Raw genomic sequence first — 25,268 nt, 5'->3', positions numbered from 1 at the left:
GTCCGCCGAGGTACTTCTCAAAGTGATGTCGGTTATTAACTGTATTATAACAACAGCTTGTAGCTGTTACTGTGACAGACATCACAACTGTATTTATCTCTACATATTTTCCATAACTAAGCGAGACCCCCCGTCAGCATGCTCTGCTGGCAATACTATTAATTTACGAGGTAATCGCGCACGTAGTTCAGGTACATGGCTAATAATGCCCACGGAAAGATGGTCGCTATGAAGGCGTTCCAAGGAAGTAATGACCATCTCAAGTAGTTCTGGATCTAGTGTTCCGAATCCCTCATCCAAGAAGAAGAATTGCAAAGGATACTGCCCACGCAGTTGAATTTGGGCAGATAAGGCAAGCGCTAAAGATAAGGATGTCAGGAATGTTTCTCCGCCGGATAACGTGGATACTGGTCTACGTGTTCCGCCATTTGCATCATCGCGAATCACGAATCCACCTCCGGAATCCACCTCTAGTGCATAACGTTGTCTAGTGAGAAATAGAAGGCGCTGAGACGCTGCCTGACTAACCTGCATTAACTGCTCTTCCGCGATATATTCCACGAAGGCATTTCCCCGTAAACACGATTGTAGCTTAGAGAGTTGCTCCCCGTTAGACTGACGTTCTGAACGCTTATCCTCCAACTCCGCCCACCTTGCGTGTCTCTGCTCTACATCTTCTAGATCACGTTCTGCTCTCGCCTTCAATTGGATTGCTGCTTCATCACTCTTTCGGTATTCTTCCAATTGAGCCTTGCACATCTGCCACTCTTCTTCGGTGATGGAATTCCCTGAAAGTTTGTCTTCGACATGCGCAAGCTGTAACGTAACTTCTCGCTCATTCTCACGATGCTTCCGTACCTTATCAGCGTATCTTTGCTCTTCTTCACGTTGTAAACTACCAGCAACCACTTCATCCGCAGTCGATAAAGTTGAGGCTTTTAACATCTGCTCCCAACGACTTGTTGCTGCTTTATAATGATCTGCGGCCGATTCCACAGCCTGCTGTGCTATAACAGCACCTCTGATGGCTTCATTCTTCAATTCCTCTGCTATCCGTCGCGCACTCTTCGCTTGCGCCGCTGTAGCTCTTACCCTGTGGAGTTGCTGAATACATGCCTCAAGTAATACTTCCGCTGAACCCTCACCTACCCAAGCTAAGAGTTTCTCTACTTTCTCTTTCAGCAATTCACTTTTTGAATGCCATATTGTATTCCATTGGATAAGAGCCTTATCTAAATCCCCAATTTGTTGTTCAAGGGACTTAACAGCTAACAGTTTGCTCTCTAGGAAGGGAACGCTGATCTCTAGCCGCTCCTTGATTGTTTCAACTTCGGTATCTTTCTTCTGCATAAGCTGAAACTTCTGGTCAAGTTCGTCCATAGGGATATCTGGAAATTCTTGCATCCACTGCTGCTGTACCTTCATCAATTCGGATGTTAATTGATCGAGTCTAACCTTGGTGTCTGCATGAACATTCATTATCGCTTCTGCTTCTGCCGAATATTTCATATGCTGTTGCTGAACTGTAGCTTGTTTCTGCTTTAATTCTGTCACTTCTTGTCGCAAGTCCGCGCTCATATTCGTAAGCCTCAAAGATGCCTCTTCCAATTGTTCGATCAGGCCTGTCCAATAATCTATAGAGAATTGAACTGACGTTTCTTCGCCCATTTCGAACTGCTCTTTCGCCACAGCTACATGTGAATTATCTTGTTCAGGAAGCATTGCTCCAGATTGATCTATTAACGTTCTACTCTCATTCATAAGCTGGCGAAACGTTAGACGATGATCTTGAAGTTGTGACTGTATAACACGTATCTTATCCAATTGCGCAGTCTGTATCATAAGATCGTCGGAAATTTCACCAACCGTTGCCGGGACTGGATGATGTTCCGAGCCACATACGGGACATGGATTCCCTTCTTGTAATTGTGCTGCTAAAGTCAGTGAAAGAGCATGAATCTCTGAATTCTTGAGTTCTTTACGTAAGCGCTCATCCTCGCAACCCAGTCTAATAACCGCTTGACCTATCGTAGCTTCCTGAACAATTAATCCAGACAAATGGGAAGAAAGCTGTACCAAGAAGGATTTATGATTCTCCTCGTTCATCTTTATATCTCGCTCAGAGCTAGTTAACTTGGCATTTATTTCAGCAACCATTTTCTCCTGTTTCGAAACTTCTAAAGTTACACTTTCCTGCTGCTGCTCCATAGACTGCATATGTTGTTTGCGCTGTAATGCTTTATGAATGAATTCCCGCTCTTGGGATCTGGTCTCTAATGGTTTTAAGCTTGCCTGTAATTCAGCCTGTCTAGTCTGCCCCTTACTAAGTAGCTCACTTTCTTTCTGCAGCTTTCCATTTAGATCAGCCTGCGTAAGCACAACGTCCGCTCTCTTCTTCTCAAGCTCATCACACTCGCTACGGAGATGATCTCGTTCCTGTTGAAGCTTACATGCTTGCTCCAATTGTTCCTGCCTAACCAGTAACTTCGGTTCTTCAGTGGATAGCATGAGCTGTGTAGCCTCATCCGTCTCACTTGCAAGAATAGATGATTTCTCAGCTTCCTTTGATGAAATATTCAATAATGCAGACTTCTCTTCACGGTCTATAAGCTCTTTCTTGCTCTCCTGCATTTGCGTAAGCAAAGGCATAAGTTGCTGAGCAACACTCGCTTTAGCAAGTTTGTCCTCTAACATGAGAATTTCATGTTCTAAAGCGCCAAGTTGTACTAATTGTTCTTGTCTCCGGTCACGTTCAATTTGCCATTCCCATACTCTGGATAAACGCTCAGCCTGCACCTTAATTTCATTAAGTCTGCTTCGAGAAGTTTCGGCTTCAGCTATCGCTTCAATCCATTGCTTCTTAGCCTCTTCTAAAGCCTCATTGCCTGCATTCCCCAAACCTTGCTGCTCTGCCACAATATTCTGAAGAGCTGCTTCATTCTCTTTCACCCGACGGCTTAACTTCAGCGCTAATTGATCACCATATTGCTCAAGATGAAATAGACGTTGCAACATTTGCCGTCTCTCGCTTCCCTTCAAGGACAAGAATTCAGCGAATTTCCCCTGAGGTAGAACGACAGCTCTTGTGAAATCATCCATTTTGAGTCCAATTTTATCTTCTACACAGCGAGTGACATCTGCCAATTTATCTGCCATTACTTGATCCCCGTCTGGCGTAACTTCAATAAATCGGCTAATCGTATTACTTATAGATAATTCATTCGTTCGCTTAAACCGACGTTCTACACGATATTGCTGTGGTCCTTCAGATGAATTTAATTCAAAAGTGAAAGATACAAACAATGAATCTTCCGAATGATTCATAATCCCTTGTGTTCCGTTGACAGCCCGCTCCACTTTGCCATACAGCGCAAGTGTTATGGCATCAAGCAAGGTGGATTTACCACTACCCGTAGGACCGAATATCCCAAACAACCCCATTTGCGTAAGTTCGTCAAAATCAATCTGTTGCGGTTCACGATAACTTTGTAGTCCAGCGAGTTTTAGAGTAATTGGCTTCATTGTGCATCCCCTTCTTCCTGAAGCGTCCCGTTCTCTTCAACAAGTTCAAGGAACAATTGTACCATTCCATCATCGGGTACTGCTCCCCCCGTCTGTCGCTGATAGAATTTACGGAAAATTTCATGTAAAGGCATCCGCGAACGCTCAATTTCCATCTCTACCACGTCCATATCTGGATATATAGGACGGATATGGATTAATCCTTCACGGCTCTTACGTAGTCTCTGAATTTCGGCAAGAGATAACGCTTCAGTCAAGGATACTTCCAAATCAATAAATGCACGCTCATCCAGTCCCTCGTCCAGCCAGCGGTTGACTTCTTCAAGACCACCCTTAGCTCTCCATCGAACGAGTGGTCGCCCACAAGATAGATATAGCTCTTCGAGAACAGGCTGTCCTCCAGGTGATATATCCAACATCGCAACCGACTTGGCTTGTCCGGCTTCTGAGAAGCTGTATGCCAGAGGTGATCCACTATAACGAATCATACCCTCCCCCTTTACAGCCTGAGGTCTGTGGAGATGTCCTAGGGCCGTATACTGTGCACCAATAGATAGAGCAGATGGATCGACGGTATAAGCACCTCCAACCTGAATAGGACGCTCAGAATCTGTCTCCACACCACCTAACACATAAATATGACTCATCGCCAAATTGATCGTCTTCGGTGTAAATTCACGCGACAACATACTCATTAATTTACCGACACGAGCACTGTATGCTTGACGCAGATCATCCTCATTTCCCTCGGATACTAACAATTCATTAAGTCGGGCTTCCGATGGATAAGGGAGTGCAGCAATCTTGGCAATTTCTCCTGTACGAGGTGTATGAATCGTCACAGCGTCCGCCGCCGGAAGCCCAACAAGCGTAATACCCTGTCGAGTCACCAAGGGCGATACTGAAGCCACTCGCTCAGGCTGATCATGATTGCCCGCTATGACTACCAGTGGTCTTCCCCCCTCGCTTAACCTTGCGCAAGCCTCATAGAATAGTTGTTCCGCCATAGCTGGAGGGTTGACAGAATCATACACATCCCCAGCCATTAATATGAGATCTGCCTGTTGATCATCTGCCATACGTACCAGTTCATCAACAAAGTCCTCCTGCTCTTTCAACCGACTGCGCCCTTCCAATGTCCGTCCGAAATGCCAATCGCCTGTATGCAATATTCGCATTTGATTTCTCCCCCTAATCTCTTACCTACCCGAATTATATCTGAATCAAATGTGATCCATCGAAGAAGTACAACCACTTCTCACTTACAGGCTCACCCATGATATCTTCTAATGCTTTACCATAGAGCTCTAATTGGAAACGGTATTGTTCTACTAGAGCCTCAACTCCACCACGTTGTTCCAGCACACGATCCGTCTTGTAATCCAGGAGAACTAACTTCCCATCTACTCTGAAAATACAATCCACAACCCCTTGAATTAACACTGTCTCATGATCCAACTCTCTTGCAGTCATTAATGATTCCTGTTCATCAGATTGCGATAGAATCTTCACAAAATTCAGTCCTTGATGAGCTTCTGTTGCCGAGAGCGCATAACTAAAAGGTAATTCTCGCTCAATCCATGTGGCAGCAAGTAATCTCGTTCCCATCTCGGTATCATACATAGCTACCACTTGATCCAAGTTGATCATGTCGCCTTGCTCTTTCGTCACGATCTGTAATTCAACAAGTCGATTAAGGGTTTCTTGAACTACTGTAGTATTCACGGGTTCTCCACGAAGTGGAATATGTTGCATAAGCGTATGGTACACCGTTCCTCGCTCTGTTGGGCTCATGCTTTTCTCTTCCATAAATTTAGGACGTCTAAGCTGCAAGGTAGATTCTTCTTGATGTTGAACTTTCTTCTCTTCTATCCAATCCAAAGATGGAAGCTCCTGTAAGGAGAGCAACTTCTTCATCTCAGTTACGGACGTTTTAGCGGAGAGTGTCGTAGCTATAGCATATGGATACTTCCATCCAAGCTTATTCTCTATATTCACTAAATCAGCAGCAGCTGTTACCTCACTACTCTCCACTGCTGACAACGGTATGGCTTCTCTATTCAACATGGCTTGTAACTTTAGTTCACGATTCTGAGAAACCTCTTGATCTCCATCCGTACCCGCGATTAAGCCTTGTGAAAGTTCATCCGCCGAAAGAACCGACACCATCCATGATGAAGGAACATCATTCAATACCTGAGAAGTTGGTCCCGCTACGCCCCCAATTCCTCTCAGTAGTTCTGCATCGGGATGTCGAATCAGGGCTGGACCAATCCAATCCAGATAACTGCGTCCCCTCGATAACACATAATCAGGAAGCATATAAGGTTGGTGACTCTGAACTTGCGTCCATGATGATATTTTTTTAGTAAGATCCTTAGTCGTACCCACAAGGATTAACTTCTCTTTTGGTCGTGTTAACCCTACATACAGCACCCGCATTTCCTCAGCAAGCAGTTCTTGCTGCGATCTGCGGCGTATCGCAAGGTTAGGCAACGTGGGATAACTTACCCGCATCTCTTGATCCACGAACTTCGGTCCAAATCCCAAATCCTTATGCATGAGAAAGGGTGAGTTCAAATCCTGTTGATTGAATGTCTTTCCAATTCCCGCTAAGAAGACAACTGGAAATTCCAACCCTTTACTCTTATGAATCGTCATTATTCTGACTGCGTTATCTTGCTTATCCGATCTTCCTGCACTACCTAGATCAGAACCATGATCACGGAGCCTTGCGATAAATGTTAAGAAACGGAATAATCCACGCGATGATGTCGTCTGTTCATACTGAACAGCTCTGTCATAAAGAGCTGTCAGATTGCCCTGACGTTGCCCTCCTCCAGGTAATCCACCTACCCAGTCCATGTAACCAGTCTCACCATATATGTGCCATATGAGGTCTCCTAGGCTTCCTCGACGCGCCTCTTGTCGCCATTCTTCTAATTTCCTAAGAAACTCTTGCATTTTATATCGTAGCTCAGAAGAAATACCCTTTATATCTGTAGTCTTGTTATTGTCTGATGGTAGAATTAGCGCTTCATTCATAATCATAGGAACTTCTTCTAATGTCGCAGCCAATTCTTTATGCACGCTATGAATCGGTTCTTGCGTATCCAGCTGCACATATCCTTCGAAATCTTTCTCCATGCCTGCAGCTGCAATTACAGCTTCATAGAAAGGACCATTAGCGCACACGCGAATCTGAGCTAATTCTTCCTCCGTTAGTCCAACAATAGGTGATCGTAGAACGCTCGCTAGTGGAATATCCTGTTGAGGATTATCTATCACTTGCAGTAGAGACAACATAATCGCAACTTCTGTTGCCTCGAAATAACCTTGATTCTGTTCTCCATCAGCAGAAATACCTTGTTGTCGTAATTCTTCCATAATCAGAGGTCCCCAAATATAAGCAGATCGAAGAAGAATAACGATATCACCATAAGCGACAGGACGCATTACTTTTAAGGACTTATCGTAAATGAGCATAGGATCTCCAGTTTCCCCTGTCATTTCTTTTATCTTAGCTGCAATGGCTCGTGCCTCTAGTTGAGCAGTCTCCATCTCCACCCACTCACCTTCTTGTAAAAGGGTGTTCTCTTCTCCCTCAGACACCTCGACTTCGCCTGATTTACCGCCATTACCACGATCAATTAATAGTAGTTCTGGGGTATACGTCGAATCAATCTCACCTTCTTGCGCACCAGGAAATGATGCGCCATATACTAATTCTGCCCGCTCATTGTAGGTGATTTCTGCTACAGTCTCATCCATCATTTGTCGGAATAGTACATTTACCGCATCCAATACTTGATGTCTACTGCGAAAATTCCGAGCAAGGTCAATAACGATTCCTTCTTCACCCTCTAAGCCATATCTGCCGTACTTGTCCAGAAAAAGTCCAGGGTCTGCAAGACGAAATCGATATATACTTTGTTTGACATCCCCTACCATAAACCGATTCCCTGGCTGATCTCTAGAAATCAGATTTACGATATCCTCCTGTACACTGTTGGTATCTTGATATTCATCCAGTAGCACCTCGTCAAAGTGCTTTCTATATTCAATAGCAGCATCAGATGGAAGGAGTTGATCGACAGACGAATCAGGATGTCGCAGAATCTGCAAGCAGTAATGCTCTAGATCACTGAAGTCCACGAGCCCTCTAGCCCGTTTCTGTTCTTGATAACGCTGACTGAAGGCAATGATAACCTCAGATAGCTCCGCCATCACTGGAGCAACCTCATGAAGTTCTGACATGAACGTCTCTGCAGATCGACCGAACAATGAGCTTTTAAGATCATTCAATATTTTTTTCACACTATCTCGCAATTCCTTAACACGTTCTTGTAAATCAGGATCTGTCTCATCTTTGCGACAACTTTTCAATTTACCGAATGAGATCGTTTGGAAAGCATCATAAAGAGCATTCCAAGGGAAGTCCTCAAGACATTCTTTAAGGGATTCGACCATTTCCAAATCATCTCTTAAATTATCTACATACGGTGAGGGTCCCCCAGGTAACATCGCTATTGAAATGGCCTGATGTAATAAACCCGCTGCACCAGCCATAGACAACTTAGCATCCTTGACAATACTCTTCACCCAAGGACTATCATCTAGCTCGGACGGATCAGAAACGGAGAAATTTGATGCCATTTGACGTAACCACTCGTCTGGCCAAGAGTGGCTACGCGAGAAGTCATACAGTTTCTGCACAAGGAGATACAGCGCATCGTCACTACGTTCACCACTGAACCAATCAGCAAGACGTAGAAAGATTCCTCCGTCTTCTGCCTCGCCGTACTTCTCTTCAAATAATTCCTCCAGAATTTCTTGTCGTAGCAATTCCGCTTCATTCTCATTCAGGATACGAAAGCCCGGATCTAAAGGAATCCACTGATAGTAACGACGAATCACTTCCATACAAAATGAATGAAGTGTTGTAATCGATGCTTTACCTAATAATGCAAGCTGTCGACGTAAGTGTGCATTATCTGGCTCCTTCTCTAATTCCTTATCCAATGCCTCACGAATTCGCTGGCGCATTTCAGCCGCTGCTGCCTTCGTAAATGTCGCGACGAGTAATTTATCTACACTAAACCCTTGTTCCTCATTCATAATTTTACGTATGATTCTTTCAACCAATACAGCTGTTTTTCCTGAACCTGCTGCTGCAGCCACAAGAATATGATCACCGCTAAGCGAAATCGCCTTCCACTGATCGTCACTCCACATACTACCTTCCGGCTTAGCCATTTCAATCACGGTGTATCTCCTCCTTGAGTCTTTGACAGCATGTCCCATACTTGTGATTTGTTCGGTTTGCCCATGATATGATAATGGTTACCCTCAACATTTTCATCGAAATGACAGACTGGCTTATAGGAACAGAACGTACAGGCTGTCTCATGCTGAATCCGATAAGGTTCAATCTTGACATCACCTTCCGTAATCCGTGTTCCTATATTCACAATATTGCTCCGAACCGAGGATAATAGACTATCCCATTGCTCCGATGTCGCCACAGCTGCACTACTGTAGAAACTTCCATCGGACTTTACAGCAACTGGCAGTATAGCTGAATGCCCTTTATCTAAAGACGTATCCATCTGTGCAATTACATCCCGATTGGATAGCAGAAGCCCCTTCATTTTGAACCGTTTGAGCAATTCATCCGCAGCTTGCTCAGCATTCATCCCATTCGCAGATTGCAACAATGGATCATGTACATGGAAATATAGCGTACCAGCCGGCATCGCTGCCGCTCCCAACCACTCCTCCGAATACGTTAACAACACATCCAAATAGGTTAATAATTGAAGCGATAATCCGTAATACACCTCATGTAGCTTAAGATCGTTCTGACTGGATTTATAGTCAATAACCCTCAACATCATCCCTTGTGCTCCCTGCGCCATATCTACACGGTCAATTCGACCTATAACTTCCATGACTGAACCATTCGGTAGTGGAAAGATTAAAGGAGGTAACGTCTTCCCTGGACCAAAATCAAGCTCTAATCCAATAGGCTCAAAGTTTCCTCGTCTTGCATGTTCACCAAGAATGATGGAGGCTCTTCCGACAATATTCTTTAATTTCCTTGAAATATACGCATATCGTTTGGAACTAAGTAAGATTTCTCCTTGTAAAAGTGGTGTTAAGCGATCCACTGCGATGCTTGCTTCCTGCCGGCATTCATCAGCCGTTAAGCTTCCCCAACTAATACTTCGATTCTGAAATTGTGTAGCCATATCACTTAACGCTGAGTGGAATAATTGACCAATATCAGGCGCCTTTAAGCGATACATCTGGCGTTCCTTCAGCTTAAGGCCATGCGAAGCAAAGTGCGAGAATGGACAAGCAACAAATTTCTCCATCCGCGACACACTAGTTCTTACCTTAGAGCCATACAACCTACGACTCGTATCAGCTTCCAACGGTAATGTCTCATTGACATAGAACAATGATCGTAGCAGCATAGACAGAGGCTCACGCCACTCCGCTTGTTGTAAATACCAATTGTAAATTCCCCACCAAAAGTCAGGAATATCAGCGCCATTCTTCCATTTACGTAGCTGTACAATTAAATGACTTAACGTCACTTGCGGATTGGTTACATAATCTTGTTGTTCTTTGAGTGATTGCTCTCGTTGTGGTTGTCCTAATAGTGGTTGTTCCTTGCACAATGGATACATTTTCTTTACATGTCGAATCACTTCTGAAGGTAAGAGTACTTTGCCTTCTTCATCCGCTGACGCATAAGAAATCCACACATGTTTACTCGCTGAAGTTAACGCATTGTAAATAAGAAATCTTTCGTCTAACAACTTCCGCGAGATACTTGGAGCAAGCTCCATCCCTGTATCGGTTAATAACATACGTTCAGTTTCCGTCAATACACCATCTTCCTGGATAACAGCAGGAACAACGCCATCATTGAACCCTAATAGAAACGTATATTTCACACCACTTGTACGTGTACGGTCCATGTTTCCAATTAATATTTGATCGATGGATGGTGGCACTAAAGACAACTTCATTTCCGTTAGTCCTGTTTCTAGTATCCCTGTAAACAGTTCAACACTGATATTCTCTTCACCCATTAACTCCACAATTTGATCAAGTAAATCTAGAATAGCACCCCATAATTGACGGTGTTCTCGTGCTGCTTCTGGTTGACCAGATTCTAAAGCTTCATGGCTCATAGCATCTAGTTTCTGTGGAACACCCGCATCCTCCAACAGAAGATATACCGCAGTACTTAAATCACGAGCGGTCTTCCCTGCCTTTAATCTTTTCTCAAAAGAAAACAATGGTCCACTAACCGCTGCACGACAGCGTTCCATCAATTCAAGTAACTGCTCACCGTTCTTCTGCCGATCTATGCCGTCATTTTCAAGTGAAAGACTCGGTGTCGCTCTCCATGGGCGTTCATCTGTCCAGCGGTATCCCTGAATTCCGCACGCTAATACGTAATTTTCTAGCCGATCCATATCCGTACGATCTAGAGAACCATCTAATGGGAGCAGTAAATCTGTCTTGATACAACGAAACACATCTTCGTATCTCCATCGCCGATTCACAATATCTAGAGAAGAGCGAATAAACTCTACCAAAGGATGATGAAGTTCGCTCCGCTTCTGATCGAGAAAGAACGGAACGCCATAGTCGCGACAAAGCGGACCTAAGATAGGTTCATAATCTCCTATTTGCCTTACAAAGATAGCGATATCTCTAAATCTAGCCCCTTCCTCACGAACGAGTCGAAGCATTTCACGCAGTGCCCCCTCCACTTCTGCACGACGGTTTACTGCTACATGAATAGAGATGCCATGTTGATCCATATTCTCATGATCTACTGATTCACCACGCCAAGGAATACGACGATCGTACCCTTGTTCCATATGAGCAAGTTCTGGACTTTCTTTGAATCTTGGAAGAATATCCGGTCCTAGTAGGGTATCTGTTGAGTCCACACCTAGTTCCGTAACCATTCCTTTTAACTTCACATAGGTGGTTGCTGATGGATGAAATAGATCCAGTTCATGAGGTAACATCCCTGGGGCAAAGGCCTTATCAAGCGTAAGTGCTATCGTTACAGAAGAAGCACACGAGATCATTTGCTGTAACACCATAAATTCTTGTGGTGTGAACCCATGAAAACCATCAATCCAGATGTCTGCATCTTTTATATAAGAAGAATTCGGAATAGCTTCTGCTAGCGTCATTAAATGATCTTCATTATCCATATATAAAGGAGATAATTCTTGCTCGAAATCACGATAGAGCGTTAGAATATCTCCTAGTTTATCTCGTAAAATTGGCGTGCCCGATCCGTTTACGTGCATCCGTGATATCTGTTCCCCTACATGATTAGCATCAATACAATAGCGTTTCATCTCCGTGTAGAGTTTGCTAAGACGACCTACGAAACCCATTTGATCACCTGATGGACCAAATAGCTTCAATTCATCTTTACGCCTTTGGATGATTTTGTAGAGCAGCATTCTTTTTCCTTCTTCACTAATGCCTACACGTGCCGATCCACCTGTCTCTTGCATGACCCGATAAGCTAGACGTTGGAAGCTAAGCACCTGTGCCCGCGCAATTCCGTTGATAGGACCTGATGTAACCAATTCGTGTTCAGCTTGAAAAGAGCCCTGTTCAGGCACGAGAAGAATCATAGGTTTACCTTGAGGTTCTCTGCTCAGTCGTGTAGAGATATCTTGCATGATACTTGTGGTCTTACCGCTTCCCGAACGTCCTAAAAGAAAATGAACCGACATGGGATGCCTCCTTTATTTGAAATAGCCTCTTCGTATTCACTTCAGCGGATGGGACAAGGGTCTCTTGAACTATCCAAACTACTTCCTGCTATTTATATAGAAAAAACAAAAATGCACCGAGGCATTAAATAGTAAAATGGAAGTATCCTAACGACCAATAATACCAATATGCGAGGTACATTTCCATGAAGTTACAATAAAATCGACTCCTACCGCTACTATATACTATAACATACTCGGCCTTACGCCTAAACTGATAGATTATATCCATATTGATGTATACCGATGACTAAGTCGTAAATTCAAACACAAATAATCCACCAAGTACATCCTTGGTGGATTATTTAATAACAACAACTATGATCAGTCCTTAATCGTGAATCTGCGCCTTAGTTCTTCCACACGAGTAAGAGCAGCTGCATCCTCCAGAATCGAACCCGGTTTATTTCCCTCACCGATAATATAACCGTCAAATTGAGTACGTGTGAAATCGAAAATATATTGGAATTGTTGGATAAGAGGTAGTCCTTTCACATGTGGTTCATCATCCCCAATAGCGATGACATATGCTTTTTTCGCAGACATTTCGGCTAAGAAATGTTCCCTATTTTCACGTAATGATTGAGACCAACGATCAACAAAGGTTTTCAAAACGCCTGATATGCCATACCAGTAGATCGGTGTCGCAAACACAATCGTATCCTGCTCCAATACTCTGTCAATTAGTTCATGGTAATCATCGTCTGGGTATGCTCCAGCTTCAGTATGACGATAGTCTACTATGGGTTGAAGATTATAGTCCGACAAATATATTCGATCCACATCTAATCCCTCGACCAATAAATCTGCCAGCGTGTCTGAATTTCCGTCTCTTCGAGAACTTCCGTAAAGAACTACAATTCCCATCGTGAATTCGCCTCCTTAAGTATAAATCAATTCAATATTTCGTATTAATGCTACCGCGGATTCTCTGGCTTCTATTGGCGTGCTGCCAACCGTAATAACATAGCCCAATCGATCATCCGAACTTTTAGGAACAGAAATCTGATCCCCTAATTGAACTGAAAAATGAGAACGAATAACATTTTCATGATTATCGATATGTTCAAGCCCTCGAATATTCGAAACTGTTCCATCTTTATCAGCAATCAAATACGCTACAGATGCGGCTCTGTTGTGATTTATATGAATGTCGATGGGAAGATCCAAATAATAACTCACTGTCGCTTTGAAGATATCAAACCCTAAGGCTTGAATTAACAAATCAGAGGAAATATTGTCTCCACCAGGTCTGCCATTCACTTCAATAATTCGAGGTCCGTCATCTGTAAGCTTAATCTCTACGTGACTGGGCCCATTTATAAGTCCTATCGCCCTTAGAGCACTGACAGCTGTATTGATGATATCTTCTCCTCGCTCAGAGTAAACTGAAGTAGGTAACGTATGCACGATCTCAACAAAGTAAGGTAGTGGTGATGTTGTTTTTTCCGTAACGGTAGAGAATATCGGGTTCCCGTCTTGTAAAAAGAGTTCCACGCTAAATTCCTGTCCATCCAGATACTCTTCTATTAGATATTCCTCTCGGACTTTAAAATTCATATAGGTTTCTTTAAAACCAATAATTTCAGCCATAGCCTGTTTCAGCTCAGTTGAACTATTGATAAAAAACACATTTTGACTACTCGAAGCATTGGTTGGCTTCAGGACGATCGGATATCTAATCTCCTCTGCTGCTAATGCTGCTTCTTCATAGGTTTTAACTTTCTTAAACTTTGCGCTCGGAACATCATGAGCTGCGTAAGCTTCTCTGGCCAAATCTTTATTCCTTGATTTGAGCGCTGCCTCATAAGGCACTCCTTTAAGACCCAGTCGTTGTGCAACCTTCGCTGTAAGATGTGAGGCATAATCGGTCGCAGGTATCAAAGCATCGAGTTTATTGTGATATTCAGAATTCGTAATCGCTTCAAACAAAGCATCTTCATCTCGAATATCTGCAATAATCAGATCATGATAAATCCCCTCGTACCCATACTTCACAGGATTTTCATCAGAAGATACGATAGCAATAATCTTGAAACCCTGCTCATATGCTGCTCTAACAAAACTTACCCCATAAAAACTCGGCTCCACAAATGCGACTATCTTTTCACTACTCATCTCGTTCCCTCCACTTCATTAAACGGTTAAGGTTTTTTTGGCTTTCACTTTACTTCCTAGCACTTGATAGAGTGCAAAACCTAATAACATGAGAACGCTCATACAAATAAAACCTACCCCTGCAGAATAACGTTCGATCAATACACCTAGACCTGTTGCGAAAACAGTCTGTAATAGAAGCGAAATCGCCATCCACACAGATAAAGCTCTACCCATATAAGACTTAGATACCGTCTCCATGATCGTTGTATTCATTAAGATTCTTAACGAAGAATTCGTTAGACCAATGAATACACTTCCTATATATAAGACAAATATATATTGGTTAAATGCCAAAGCAAGTAACGTACTAATGGATAGTAGGAAAAAGAGTGCAATTGTGCCTTGTTTTGTTATTTTTCGAGCAAACGGTGCTGCAATAAACCCTGATATCAGTCCTCCTATGCCATAACACATATCGGATAATCCGAACACAATGGAATCACCGCCAACGGAGTTATTTACATAGCCCGGGAGAACGACGTTATAGATCATCGTAGAAATTAATGGAACGATCGCCACAACACCTATCCAGAAAATATAGGGCCTCTCCTTCAAGTAGCTAATGCCATCTTTGAAGTTAGCATAAAAGGTCTCCTCTTTATTCTCGATCACAATCGGATCGTAATGAACTCGGTATAAGAAATAGCTACTTACAATAAACGCAATGGCATTGATCGCGAGAATAAGTTCGAATCCAAAATATTTATACAATATACCGGAAGCCGCACCCGCCATAAACATACCGACCTGTAAGCTGATCTCGACTAAAGAATTACCATTGATTAGTTCCTTCTCGCTCAGAAGTTCTTGAACCAAACTTCTCGATGCTGACATATAAATGGACCAACTCATGCCGTTAATGATCGTAAACACGTAAAGATACTCCGTATGAAATCCAAATATTAAAAAGAGACCAATCACCGCAGCTATGCCTAAGGTACGAAATAAATTAGTCCATAAAATAATTTTTTTGCGATTAAATTTATCTGTCAACGTGCCAACAAAGGGCGAAATCACTAAACCTGCAATCACATTTAGAGAAAGCATGAATCCAATCAGTCGGATAGAACCGGTCTGATCCATAAGAAACCAGTTCGCTCCAATGGTGCTCATGCCTACTCCAAATCCAGAAATGATGTCAGATAAGAAAAAATGACGGAAATTTCTTGGTTTTAGAACGCTAAAAACCATCAGTACCCCCTATTAAATGTATTTGCTGTTGAAGAGGCTCAAGTCCAAACCCTAAGTAATCAAGTACATCTTTATGCGTGCCACCATACATGGGCCACTTCTCACCGCAGTCATGGGAGTAGACTTTACATTCAGGCATTAATAAAGCTAGATTAGAAGCTGAACTTCCTGTAGCTCGATGTTCTTCAACGACAAGAATTGTATCGGAGAGCTGCTTTAAATCACCGATATAACTTTTTAAACTTATTATATCTACGTAACATAAATGTGCATGAACAACCGAATCATTCTCTTGCACAATCGTTTTACATAACTCGGTCGCCTCTTCCCCAATGGATATCAAGCATAGCTTGGCATTGGTGTGTACTTTACCTTCAATAAGAATATCCTTACAGCTACTTTCCTCCGCTCGATCCAGACTGTCATAAACAGCATTGCGAGCCAGACGAATATAATAGGGTTCCTTCGATTCCGCCGCTTCCCTTATCACTCTTCTCGTCTCTAACTCTCCATGGGGACAAGCAATTCGGATATTCTGGAACGATTGGATAATCGCAATATCTTCTAAACAATGATGCGTCGTTCCAAACCATCCCCCTGAAACACCACCATAAGCAGCAACTATTTTAATATTTTTCTCCATATATCCCATGGCTAACTTTATACTTTCCGCAGCTCTAACAGCTGCAAATGAAGCAAAGCTTGAAAAAAACGGAACAAATCCCGCTTCTGCCAGTCCAGCCGCTATATCAATACTAGCCAACTCTGCTATCCCTAAATTAAAAAAACGATCGGGATGACTTTGTTCAAACGGATGGTTCTTACCACCCAAATCTGCTTCAATACAAATGATTTGTTCATTACTAAAAGCTAACTTTGTGAGTTCATCCCTATATGAATCCCTTCCTGATTTGCTCATACTAAACTCCTCTTCCATTTGCTAGCGACTCTCTCTGGAATTTTGGCATAATGAGCGTCGGGATTCCCCTCAATAGCTTCTACACCCTTTCCTTTAATCGTTGTTGCTAACAGAGCTAATGGTTTCTCATGACTGAGTTCTAAGGCTGCTAAAATGTGTTCCATGTTATGACCATCTATTTCTTCCACTTGAAATCCAAAAGATTCGAATCGTTGTCTCAGGTTATGAATCGGCGATATGTCACTCACATACCCATCATTCTGACCGCCATTACAATCTACGATATACACAAAATTTGAGATTGATTTGGCTTGAATGATTTGAGCTGTTTCCCAACATAGACCCTCTTGTAGCTCACCATCGCCACCTAATACGATCCCTAATCCATCTTGATTCTTCACTTTTTGCCCTAATGCCCATCCTGCTGCATAAGGAATACCATGTCCTAAGCTCCCTGTGGAGAATGGAATATGCGGAAGTTTATGATTGGGATGACCTGTAAATAATGAGCCCTTTTGACCATATGATTCCGCAGGGTTATCTTCAATGAGATCATAAAGATAAAGAGTGGCATACAACGCCGCCGCTGTATGGCCTTTACTAAGAACAATAGTCGTATTCTCGTCTTTTACATACTTGGAATACACCCCTATAAGAAGATCTATAACGGATAAACTCCCACCAATATGGCACCCCGTCTCAGATGCCGCCATATCTATAATCAGTTTCCTTGCCTCTTTGGTGAGTGCAACCAAGTTATTTAGGTGCTCTGAATACGGAATAGGCTCATACTCATATAAGGTATCTATATTATTCACTCCCTTTCAGCCTAAACCATTCTCCAACCGCTTCTTTAAGAATAGTTCTGGTTGCTTCCACCTCTTGAATATGCAAATATTCATGATTCGTATGATCTAAGCTGGAATCTCCAGGTCCATAAGCCACCATTGGCGTAGCATCCCATGTCGTTGCCAATGTGTTCATATCACTGGTGCCCCGTTTTTTTATATAATGAATGGACTTTTCTTCCTTAGCGAAGCTACGAATAAATGCTTTGACCAATACACAATTACGTGGATTCGCAAATCCTGGTGTTGCCCGTAAGACCTTCACAATTACCTCTTCGCCGAAATCCAATTCGATCTTCGAAGCGTATGCCTTGCCAGCAGGTGGTGAAATCCTAAAATTGAGTATCCCTGTTACCGTGAGTATCCCTTTGTCATTGGTGTGTTGAATATCAATGAGTGAAGAAAGGCATTGTGGGTCTATATTTTGCACCCTTGAACGTATTTCTTCGACAACCACATGTAATTGATCGATGACACTCAGCGCATCCTTGGCAGCGGTGTGTTCTTGCGGTCGACTGATCGTAATCTCCAATTTATAAAGTCCATAATAGCCCAACGTTAGACTACCTTCTCCACTAGGTTCACCAATAATCACAGCGTCAGCACTGTAATGATCCTTAATGTAATGCGCTCCTTTAGAAGAGGATATTTCTTCTTCTACGGCACCAATGACCAGTAAAGAACCGTTCGAAGGTACCTCAGCATCTCTCAACATATGAATAAAATTTACGAAACACCCTTTGGCATCTACTACACCTCTGCCTGTAATACCCTGACTATCACTTTCTACCTTCCAAATATGCGGAACTGTGTCCAAATGCCCTAAAAGCAAGAGCTTGTTAGGTCCATTGCCTTTTTGAAACACAATGTTACCAACTTCATCAATTCGGCCTGAAACGCCTGGATATTGGATCGTATCCAACAAATAGCGAGCTAGTTCATGTTCACCTTGAGAAATCGAAGGAATACGCACAACCTTATTCAACAAGTCCATATCATTTAGATCTTTTTCCATATTCCAAAACCACGTTTTACCTGTGCCCTCTAATGTATGAGGTCCGGTAATACATACATCGCAAATCCCATGATGAATCGCTAAATTTGCAGCCCGTACCTTTTGTTTCATTCTTCCTTTAATCGAATGTATTTCGTCACCTAAATAAACATCCGAAATGGTTGATCTTTCATCTTCTATGGTCGTAAGTATTCCATACGTACTCGTGACAAACCTTAGATGTTGCGCTTCTAACTCGATCGCTAAATGCGCTGCTAACACGTCAGCATCAATATTAATGAACTCGCCAAGCTCTTTATCTATGATGGGAGGTGTCAGGCACACGACATCAAATGTAGCTAATGTAGCTTTCAAGAATTCCACATTACAGCCTGTGTAGTTACCAAATAACGAATCTCTGACAATGATAGGTTTATTGTTTTTTAATACTTTCAGAGGTTTAGCTTTTGCGCCAAAGACGATGTCATTCTCTCCACCAGATTGCGAGTACACTTCAAGATGATGTTTTTTCAAATTATCATTTACGATCGGAATAATAAATTCGTCATAAGCAGCGCGAATAATAGGCATTTCTTCAGGCGAACAGTAACGAACTTCATCCCCACTGACTAACGTAAGAAATGGCATCTCACGATCGATACTGTTATATTTCTGTTTAATCCCTTCGGCGCCACCTGCTACCAAGAGAATCTTGCCACCTCTGTGTACAATTGCAGCAATTTCCTCAAATATTTCCGGATGGTTCACCAGGGTACTACTTCCTAATTTAATAACGTATAAGTGATCCATTAAGGCCATACCCCTTCCAATTCAGATCGCAACCCGGTCTCCTCTGGGAAACCCATATAGAGATTTGCAGCCTGAATCGCTTGTCCCCCAGCACCTTTTATTAAATTATCTATACTGGCGATAGATACACAATTCTTTCCGTCGATATATACACCCACTTCGGCGTAATTCGTACCCGCTACCGTTTTGATCATAGGATTAGAATTATGTCCAACGTTAGAATTGAAATAATGAATAAACGGTGTGGATGAATATGTGCTATAAAAGGCCTTTTTCACATCAATCTCAGAAACACCCTCTTTTAGAACCGAATATGACGTAACCATGATGCCTCTAGGTAGATCAAGGCTAAACGTAGAAAATTGTAGATCAATTTCTTTTTGAAAATAAGTCTTGAAGGCAAATTCGATCTCTGGCTTATGTCTATGCCCATGTACTTTATGCGGGCGAAAATTATTCGTACGCTCAGCATGATGCTCGGTCGTCGTTTTCCCGCCTCCACTAGAGCCTGTTTTAGCATCAGATACGATACGGTTCTCAATTAAGTCATGGGCCAATAGTGGATATAAGCTATATATCGTTGCTACAGCCATACAACCTGGGAGATTTACAACTTTAACTTGATGATCAATTTCACTAAACTCAGGAATATAGTAATAACTAGATCCTTCGAATTCATGCTGTAGCGTCTCTGGATAATGTTTGTGCAAGAGATCCAGGTCCGAAACTCTGTAATCACCACTTACATTGAAAATATAGTCCGTATGCAGGGATATCTGATTAATAAATTGGGGCAGAACCCCCGTCGGTAAACAGGAGAATATGATGTCATAGTTACTATTCAAGTCAGAAATTTTACTAAATTTAAGAGCATTCGATTTCTTCCCATGCCTAAACGCCATAAAGTGTTTATCTACGGGACTTCCAGCTTTCGATTCTGAAGAGACAAATTCCACCTTGAAAAAAGGGTGTTTGCTTAACAGCCTGTAGATTTCAGCGCCTGTAAAACCAGTTCCGCCTAAGATAGCTACTCGTTTTATACGATCATCCGATGTACTCATCCTAATCTAGCATCCCTTTCATACAAGACTGAGTCATTCGTGTTTCTTTCTACAATTTGACGAATGATGTCCGGATTAGCATCAATTTTCTGGAAAACTAAGGCGTAAGCTTGAATTCTTTCATATTCAATAGGTGATCTTAATTCTCTGCATATCGTTAAGGTAGACCGCAACATATTCAGCGTTTCCGGGAAGTTATGAATGTCATAACCTAAATCATCCCGCTCAGATAATGTAAATGGATAACCGTTCCCAAAACCAATCTTGTTCTTAAAAGGAAGATGCCCTGGGATCGGAACATTCTGCCATTCTCTTGCAAACACACCTTCACTCATCGCCAGTTCTTGAATAGCATCCTTCACTTTATAATCAGGAAGATCCTCTAAACCCAAATTCTCTGGCGATATCTTGATTCGGTACATGTTATAGCTGTGTTTCGAACCTTCGGGTACAATCGGACCTCTAAAGAGCTTCGTCTCCGACAGAACCTTCGTGAGATATCCTGCATTTCTCGCTCGAATAGCATCATAATACGGGAGACGCTCTAACTGACTGATTCCAAAAGCTGCTGCTATCCAAGACATTCTGTAATCAATACCCGAATCTTCGAGGAAAGCTAAGGCTCGCTCGTAATCTTCTTTCTCCTTGAAGAAGGCTATTCCACCTTCTCCTCCAACAGGAAAGTTCTTATCTGCCATTAAACTTTGACCAGCCCCATCACCGATGGAACCACATATTTGATGATCAATCGAAGCTGAATGCGCATGTGAAGCATCTTCAACCAAGCGTAAAGCATATTTCTTAGCTATTTCACTTAATTTCGAGAGATCCGCTGGCAAGCCATGCACATGGACGGGCATGATCACTTTCGTTTTACTTGTGATCGCCTTCTCTACTTTGGCAGGATCCAAGCAATAGGTTTGCGGATCAATATCTACAAATATCGGAATCGCTTTGGCAGCTACAACAGCCTGTGCCGTAGCAATAAACGTGAACGCTGGCAGAATAACCTCATCCCCTGGTTGTACGCCTACTCCCACTAGAGCAAGGTGAAGACTAGAAGTCCCGCTTGCTGTAGAAATCGCATAATTGGCTCCCACATACTGACGATACTTCTCCGTAAATTCATCGATCACACGATCTGGATCCTGCTGGATCGAGATTAACATCTGCATGACGTCTTCCTTGGTGATGATTGGGAAATTTGTTTTTCTGACATCCTCAGGAATGACCGCAGGGCCACCCGTATAAGCCAGATCAGCTGTAATCCAGTCGTCTGTTGGAAGTTCCAACAGCTTTTGTATAAAGTCAGTCTTCATCCCTGCGATTCCTCCTTAACAGTGTTAGTTTCACACATGCCCCCACGAGGGGGCTCAACCGATAGTTAAACTGAATGGCTGGCTCAATTTCAGAATCACTTTCTTCTTGCGTCCACATCGTTTTTAAATCAAAAGCACCAAAAATCTTTAATCTCTCCGCTTTCTTCCAAACTGAAATATCATTTACGGCTAATGCTGCACATGGTCCAAAACCTAAATCTGTGAAATCTAATACTAGTGTGTGATCCTTAGAGTCCTTGGTCTTTGATGAAACCAAGGACTCTAAGTCATTAAGATTCTCCCAATTCACTAAAATGGTTGTAAAACCAAGTTCAATATCTAGATCACTCTCTAATTTAACGCCTAACCAATTCAAAAATTTCTGTTCCTGGTTACTTGGTTCCTCTAGTCGAGTAGATGAACCATGTACAATATTCTGTCCCCATAATGCACCATGTACGGCACCTGTATAGCTATTGAATAAAGCTACGTGTTTAGCCTTGGTAATCTTGCCAATGCTCTTCTCTAGACCTTTTAATTCATTCTCATTCTTTTCAATACTCATAATGACCCCTGAATTAAGAACTCTAGATAATACGAATGAAAGCGAGAAGTAATTATCTTTATTTATTACGGAATCTGCCATGGTTCCTCCTTCATTAAGAATTAATGATTTGAGCAAATTTACTTTTATATGCTATTTTGTGTTTTAAATATTGAGCAATATGATCCGCAACATCCACACCATGAACTTTCCAAGACTTGGCGAATTCAGGGTTTTGGTTAATTTCACACACGAGATAACAGTTATTCTTGAAATCATAAAATAAATCTAATCCATAAATACCTTCTCCCAAAACATCAATTAATTGCTTACAAATAAATCTGATTTCTGGGTTGATATCCATCGTTTCAATTTCCGCACCAAGATGTGTATTGGTCTTCCAGTTGTCGATGGATACTCTCCGGAAAGCTACAATGGGCTTACTTCCAACAATCACAACTCGGATATCGAAATCGCCTTTATCAATAAATTCTTGAACCAGTACTGGGAAGGATTGTTGCGTGGGATCTAAAGATTCCCTTGCCGCAATCCATGTATCCAAGCTATCTTTTCCGACAATTCTAGCAATTCCTCGTCCCCAAGAAGAACTCGCAGGTTTGATCACAAACCCATCATGAAAGTCGTCGAACGATTCCGTAATATGAGATGCAGTAAAGGCCACTTTGAATCTGGGTTGCGGAATATTAGCTTTATGAAACACAATAGATTGATGAATTTTATTGGTACAAATCGTAATCGCCTTAACTGAATTGAGCGTTTCAAGGCCTGCTAACTCCAGCAGAGTTGATCGACTTAATGCCTGTTTTTGCGAAAGACACCGAATGAGGGCTAATCCGACTTGCTCAGATTGTTCTGTTTCCAGAGGCAAATCCATGGAATCAAGGTTAATCTCAACATTAAATCCATCCTCTTTAAGAAAATCAGATATGCGTTTTTCTTCCTCGCGTAATTTAGTTACACAGATTAATACATCTGTATGATTGCTCATAATCCAACCCCTTTTACTCACCCCAAGTTTCTTCAATCTCAGGAGCGAGCGCTATAGTTATTAAGTTGTGAACAGCATGCACCTCATGCTCTTGACCACATGAGGAACATTCCACGATTTCCCCCGTTGTTGCATCTTCTTCCACGCTAAAATCAGACTTGCATACAAGGCAATTTAAGCTACTCATTTCTTTTTCCACCTTTCAAATATTAATTAATATTATACCCACATGAATAATGGGTATTTAAGCATTGCTCAATCGCATTTTTTCTCAAATTCTAATGACCTCCTATATTCATCTGACTTACATCAAATAAATTAGGGATTAAAATTTGTCTTAAAATTATCATAAATTTTCCAGATAAGTCAATTGAAGTTCGATCACCATCTTCTATTAGAGAATAGGACATCTCTATGTTTCCGTAATCATTGTTGCTTCGTATAGGTTATAACGAATTCACAAAATTCAGACTGTAGCATTCTATCAAGGGTGTAAGCATTGCCATAGAGTATCACTCTTATGGAATAGAAGATTTCTATTCCATGTTAATATACATCGAATAATTAATATGCTATATTATCCCCATTATTCACAGTTAAATTGTTGGGTTAATTCATGCATCTATGTAACATCAATGAGACCAAAAGGAGGAATAACTTGAGTAAACAACATTTAGTACAGTGGTTAGATGACCACAAAGACCAATTTGTAGATATGGCTAAGAAGATTTGGGAAACCCCAGAGATTGCATTTAACGAAAACTTTGCTTCACAAGAACAACAATCTCTTTTAGAGGCTAATGGATTTTCTATCATTACAAATGTGGGAGATCTTCCAACTGCATTTGTCGCAGAATTCGGCACAGGACATCCCATTATAGGAATTTTAGGTGAGTATGATGCTCTTCCTGGGTTATCCCAAACGGTAGGGGTTGTAAAAGAAGAAGTTCATACAAACGGTCCTGGTCATGGATGTGGTCACAATCTACTAGGAACAGCTGGTGTTGCAGCCGTTATTGCTCTCAAAAATCACTTTGAAGCAGACCCTATCGTAGGTACGATACGTTATTATGGCTGTCCTGCTGAGGAAGTGTTATCTGGGAAAACATTTATGGCAAGAGCAGGTGCCTTTAATGATTTAGATTGTGCACTATCATGGCATCCGGGAACTGCAAATATGGTGTCTAATTTCAGAACTTCAGCACTTACATCCGTAGAATTCTTTTTCACTGGACGTACGGCTCATGCTGCAACTGCTCACTTGGGTAGAAGCGCTCTGGATGCCGTTGAATTAATGAACATAGGTGCTAACTATTTGCGGGAACATGTAATCGATGGCACTCGCATTCACTACACCATCACGAACGGAGGAATTGCACCCAACATTGTGCCGGATAAAGCAAGTACTTGGTACTTCTTACGAGGCGCAAATCGTGTCCAAGTCGATGCGTTGTTCGAACGTGTGATCAAGATTGCCAAAGGCGCTGCATTAATGACTGAGACGGAAGTAAGCTTTGAAATCAAAGCGGGCGCCTACGATTTTAACGTGAATGATACCCTGAATCAGCTTATGTTCAAGCAAAGAGAAGATGTTGGTCCACTCCAATTTACGAAGAAAGATCATGCCTTTGCAGAAGCACTTGTTCAAACGCTTGATCCAACATCGCGAGAAAACTCTCAGCGAATGCTTGCCCTACTCGGCATCCATGAAAATACGCTTCTGCCAACTGAATTTATTAGTTATAAAACACTTGGGGGGAGTATCGGAGGATCTTCAGACCTTGGTGATGTCTCATGGATTACACCCGTCGGACAGGTCGGAACAACCTGCTCAGCTGTCGGCATTCCGTTACATACATGGCAAGCTACTGCTTCATTTGGTTCCCCCATCGGCTTTAAAGGTATGATTCATGCCGCAAAGATTATCGCGCTTTCAGCATATGAACTACTAGTTGATGGAAAGGAAGTTCTCGAGCAAGCAAAAGCAGAATTCTTGCAGTCGACGAAAGGAAATGCTTATATTCCAGCTATCCCTAGCGACACAAAAGCTCCGGTTCTCGTGTAAG

Annotated in this window: 16 protein-coding genes; 1 reads left to right on the top strand and 15 read right to left on the bottom strand. The window is 42.1% G+C overall.

All coding sequences use genetic code 11. The features are described from left to right. Window positions 1-99: 99 nt before the first annotated feature. From PBAT_RS19110 to PBAT_RS19040, 15 genes are all read right to left on the bottom strand, one after another. Window positions 100-3,522: an AAA family ATPase gene (locus PBAT_RS19110; protein WP_068651906.1), complete on the bottom strand. Its 3,423-nt coding sequence runs from the start codon at window positions 3,520-3,522 to the stop codon at window positions 100-102. Further along, window positions 3,519-4,700, bottom strand: coding sequence for an exonuclease SbcCD subunit D (locus tag PBAT_RS19105; protein ID WP_068651905.1), 1,182 nt, complete (start codon window positions 4,698-4,700; stop codon window positions 3,519-3,521). The genes PBAT_RS19110 and PBAT_RS19105 overlap by 4 nt, the downstream gene beginning before the upstream one ends. 34 nt (window positions 4,701-4,734) lie before the next feature. Continuing rightward, window positions 4,735-8,778, bottom strand: a complete 4,044-nt coding sequence (addA, locus tag PBAT_RS19100; protein WP_068652010.1) for a helicase-exonuclease AddAB subunit AddA — start codon at window positions 8,776-8,778, stop codon at window positions 4,735-4,737. A gap of 5 nt (window positions 8,779-8,783) precedes the next feature. Then, window positions 8,784-12,308 (bottom strand): helicase-exonuclease AddAB subunit AddB, encoded by a 3,525-nt coding sequence (gene addB, locus PBAT_RS19095; protein WP_068651903.1) that lies wholly within the window; start codon window positions 12,306-12,308, stop codon window positions 8,784-8,786. Between the two features lie 363 nt (window positions 12,309-12,671). Further along, the gene (locus PBAT_RS19090) at window positions 12,672-13,214 is read right to left on the bottom strand and encodes a flavodoxin family protein (RefSeq protein WP_068651901.1); all 543 of its coding nucleotides are present in this window, start codon (window positions 13,212-13,214) and stop codon (window positions 12,672-12,674) included. 15 nt (window positions 13,215-13,229) lie between these two features. Continuing rightward, complete coding sequence (locus PBAT_RS19085) at window positions 13,230-14,465, bottom strand: ATP-grasp domain-containing protein (protein ID WP_068651899.1); 1,236 nt, start codon at window positions 14,463-14,465, stop codon at window positions 13,230-13,232. Window positions 14,466-14,483: 18 nt separating this feature from the next. Beyond that, window positions 14,484-15,698, bottom strand: a complete 1,215-nt coding sequence (locus PBAT_RS19080; protein ID WP_068651897.1) for an MFS transporter — start codon at window positions 15,696-15,698, stop codon at window positions 14,484-14,486. Then, a complete protein-coding gene (locus PBAT_RS19075; RefSeq protein ID WP_068651895.1) occupies window positions 15,688-16,617 on the bottom strand; it encodes a transketolase family protein in 930 nt (309 codons plus the stop codon). The genes PBAT_RS19080 and PBAT_RS19075 overlap by 11 nt, the downstream gene beginning before the upstream one ends. Then, window positions 16,614-17,435: a 1-deoxy-D-xylulose-5-phosphate synthase N-terminal domain-containing protein gene (locus PBAT_RS19070; RefSeq protein ID WP_246168280.1), complete on the bottom strand. Its 822-nt coding sequence runs from the start codon at window positions 17,433-17,435 to the stop codon at window positions 16,614-16,616. Before PBAT_RS19070 ends, PBAT_RS19075 begins: the two co-directional genes overlap by 4 nt. Next, the gene (locus PBAT_RS19065) at window positions 17,428-19,269 is read right to left on the bottom strand and encodes a M20/M25/M40 family metallo-hydrolase (protein ID WP_068651893.1); all 1,842 of its coding nucleotides are present in this window, start codon (window positions 19,267-19,269) and stop codon (window positions 17,428-17,430) included. The genes PBAT_RS19070 and PBAT_RS19065 overlap by 8 nt, the downstream gene beginning before the upstream one ends. Beyond that, window positions 19,269-20,330, bottom strand: coding sequence for an N-acetyl-gamma-glutamyl-phosphate reductase (gene argC, locus PBAT_RS19060; RefSeq protein ID WP_068651891.1), 1,062 nt, complete (start codon window positions 20,328-20,330; stop codon window positions 19,269-19,271). Before argC ends, PBAT_RS19065 begins: the two co-directional genes overlap by 1 nt. Beyond that, window positions 20,327-21,649 (bottom strand): DegT/DnrJ/EryC1/StrS aminotransferase family protein, encoded by a 1,323-nt coding sequence (locus tag PBAT_RS19055; protein WP_068651889.1) that lies wholly within the window; start codon window positions 21,647-21,649, stop codon window positions 20,327-20,329. Before PBAT_RS19055 ends, argC begins: the two co-directional genes overlap by 4 nt. Continuing rightward, window positions 21,639-22,295: a degT/DnrJ/EryC1/StrS aminotransferase gene (locus PBAT_RS19050; protein ID WP_068651887.1), complete on the bottom strand. Its 657-nt coding sequence runs from the start codon at window positions 22,293-22,295 to the stop codon at window positions 21,639-21,641. Before PBAT_RS19050 ends, PBAT_RS19055 begins: the two co-directional genes overlap by 11 nt. Before the next feature lie 13 nt (window positions 22,296-22,308). Further along, complete coding sequence (locus PBAT_RS19045; RefSeq protein ID WP_068651885.1) at window positions 22,309-23,202, bottom strand: RimK family alpha-L-glutamate ligase; 894 nt, start codon at window positions 23,200-23,202, stop codon at window positions 22,309-22,311. Window positions 23,203-23,215: 13 nt separating this feature from the next. After that, a complete protein-coding gene (locus tag PBAT_RS19040) occupies window positions 23,216-23,389 on the bottom strand; it encodes a lysine biosynthesis protein LysW (RefSeq protein ID WP_044877923.1) in 174 nt (57 codons plus the stop codon). A 471-nt stretch (window positions 23,390-23,860) separates the two neighbouring features. Between PBAT_RS19040 and PBAT_RS19035 the strand changes: the two genes are divergently transcribed. Continuing rightward, a complete protein-coding gene (locus PBAT_RS19035; RefSeq protein WP_068651883.1) occupies window positions 23,861-25,267 on the top strand; it encodes an amidohydrolase in 1,407 nt (468 codons plus the stop codon). Window position 25,268 lies beyond the last annotated feature (1 nt).

The organism is Paenibacillus antarcticus, from assembly GCF_001637225.1.
Taxonomy (GTDB): domain Bacteria; phylum Bacillota; class Bacilli; order Paenibacillales; family Paenibacillaceae; genus Paenibacillus_AQ; species Paenibacillus_AQ antarcticus.
The sequence above is the reverse complement of the archived record's forward strand: the minus strand, read 5'-3'. Positions and strand labels throughout refer to the sequence as shown.

What these genes read in the sequence shown, in the direction of transcription:
- PBAT_RS19110 (WP_068651906.1), bottom strand. Translation starts at nt 3,522, where the DNA reads ATGAAGCCAATTACTCTAAAACTCGCTGGACTACAAAGTTATCGTGAA.
- PBAT_RS19105 (WP_068651905.1), bottom strand. Translation starts at nt 4,700, where the DNA reads ATGCGAATATTGCATACAGGCGATTGGCATTTCGGACGGACATTGGAA.
- addA (WP_068652010.1), bottom strand. Translation starts at nt 8,778, where the DNA reads ATGGCTAAGCCGGAAGGTAGTATGTGGAGTGACGATCAGTGGAAGGCG.
- addB (WP_068651903.1), bottom strand. Translation starts at nt 12,308, where the DNA reads ATGTCGGTTCATTTTCTTTTAGGACGTTCGGGAAGCGGTAAGACCACA.
- PBAT_RS19090 (WP_068651901.1), bottom strand. Translation starts at nt 13,214, where the DNA reads ATGGGAATTGTAGTTCTTTACGGAAGTTCTCGAAGAGACGGAAATTCA.
- PBAT_RS19085 (WP_068651899.1), bottom strand. Translation starts at nt 14,465, where the DNA reads ATGAGTAGTGAAAAGATAGTCGCATTTGTGGAGCCGAGTTTTTATGGG.
- PBAT_RS19080 (WP_068651897.1), bottom strand. Translation starts at nt 15,698, where the DNA reads ATGGTTTTTAGCGTTCTAAAACCAAGAAATTTCCGTCATTTTTTCTTA.
- PBAT_RS19075 (WP_068651895.1), bottom strand. Translation starts at nt 16,617, where the DNA reads ATGAGCAAATCAGGAAGGGATTCATATAGGGATGAACTCACAAAGTTA.
- PBAT_RS19065 (WP_068651893.1), bottom strand. Translation starts at nt 19,269, where the DNA reads ATGGATCACTTATACGTTATTAAATTAGGAAGTAGTACCCTGGTGAAC.
- argC (WP_068651891.1), bottom strand. Translation starts at nt 20,330, where the DNA reads ATGAGTACATCGGATGATCGTATAAAACGAGTAGCTATCTTAGGCGGA.
- PBAT_RS19055 (WP_068651889.1), bottom strand. Translation starts at nt 21,649, where the DNA reads ATGAAGACTGACTTTATACAAAAGCTGTTGGAACTTCCAACAGACGAC.
- PBAT_RS19050 (WP_068651887.1), bottom strand. Translation starts at nt 22,295, where the DNA reads ATGGCAGATTCCGTAATAAATAAAGATAATTACTTCTCGCTTTCATTC.
- PBAT_RS19045 (WP_068651885.1), bottom strand. Translation starts at nt 23,202, where the DNA reads ATGAGCAATCATACAGATGTATTAATCTGTGTAACTAAATTACGCGAG.
- PBAT_RS19040 (WP_044877923.1), bottom strand. Translation starts at nt 23,389, where the DNA reads ATGAGTAGCTTAAATTGCCTTGTATGCAAGTCTGATTTTAGCGTGGAA.